The 1,528-nt window shown below is 51.3% G+C and carries 1 protein-coding gene; it reads left to right on the top strand.

The window, feature by feature from the left end; translation table 11 throughout:
• The coding region (locus ACTHUE_RS18615) for a GNVR domain-containing protein (protein ID WP_440424145.1) at window positions 1-1,528 on the top strand (1,528 nt) is incomplete at both ends.

Below are 1,528 nucleotides of genomic sequence, written 5' to 3'. Positions count from 1 at the left end.
ATCTTCAACAATCAAACCACGCCGTCTGAAGCAGAAGTCGAGCTGGTTCAATCACGCTTGGTGCTGGGTAAAACCGTCGATGACCTTCAGCTTGACCAAGAAGTCAAAGCCAAATACACACCCGTTATCGGCAGCCTGATGCACAACATCAGCGGCGACCCCGATCCTAAATTGACCGTCGGCAGCTTTACCGTACAAGACGAATGGTTCAACAAAACCTTCACGCTGACCGCCAAAAGCAACAAGGCCTATACCCTTACCCTTCCTGACAAACGCGTCGTCGAAGGCAAGGTCGGCGTGCCTCTGAAAATCAACAATCACACCACCCTCAAAATCGATCAAATACTGGCCAATCCGGGTCAAGAATTTACGTTGACCAAGTTCTCCCGCATCAGCGCCATCGAAAACATCCAAAACAAACTGGCTGTTATCAGCAAAGGTAAAACTAGCCCCATCATCAACCTTGCCTTTACCGGCACCGACCCTAAACGTACCAGCGTCATCCTCAACAGCATTGCCGACAACTACGTTGCGCAAAACCGTGAACGCGATGTCCAAGTTGCATCCAGCGGTTTGGCCTTCATCAGCGAAGAATTGCCACGCTTGAAAGAAACCTTGCAAGACGCTGAAAACAAACTCAATGCCTACCGCCAACAATCAGGCTCTCTCGACATTCCACTCGAGTCCAAAGGCGCATTGGAAAGCCTGACCAGCATCGAAACCCAAATTACCCTGCTCAAAACCGAAGAAGCAGGCTTAGCCGAGCTGTACACGCCGGAACACCCTTCCTATAAAGCCGTATTGGACAAACTTGCCGTTCTCGAGCGCGCTAAAAACAAAATCAATCAACAAATCGCCGAGTTGCCGAATACCCAACAAGAAGTTATCCGCCTGACCCGCGACGTAGAAACCAACCAGGCTACCTACGTCCAACTGTTGAGCAAACAACAAGAACTCAACATCATGAAAGCCAGCGCGCAAGGTAATGTCCGCATCGTCGATTATGCCTATGTCCCTGAAAACCCCGTTGCACCGCGTAAAGCCGTAATCACGTTCCTGAGCGCACTTGCCGCAGGCTCATTGACCGCTTTGTGGCTGATGATTCGCAACCGCATGAAAAACGGCATTACTTCATCTGCAGAAATCGAAAACCTCAATTTGGAAGTCGTCGCTCTTGTTCCGCACTCCAAAACCCAGCAAAAACGCGACTTCTTCAAAAGCAAATTCAAGAAAACCGGCGGCCGTTCCAACTATCTGCTGGCCAGTGAAGACCGCGCCGATACTGCCGTCGAAGCCATCCGCGCCCTGCGCACCAATATCTACTTCTCCATGCTGGACGCGCCTAACAACATCCTCATGATTACCGGTGCCGCGCCTGAAGCAGGTAAATCCTTTATCTCCGCCAACCTCGCCACCGTAATGGCGCAGTCAGGCAAACGCGTTCTGCTTATCGATACCGATATGCGCAAAGGCTACCTCGACCGACTCTTCGGCCTTACCCCCGAGTTCGGCTTGTCTGACATCCTCA

Source organism: Neisseria sp. P0021.S005 (genome assembly GCF_051956955.1).
The sequence above is the reverse complement of the archived record's forward strand: the minus strand, read 5'-3'. Positions and strand labels throughout refer to the sequence as shown.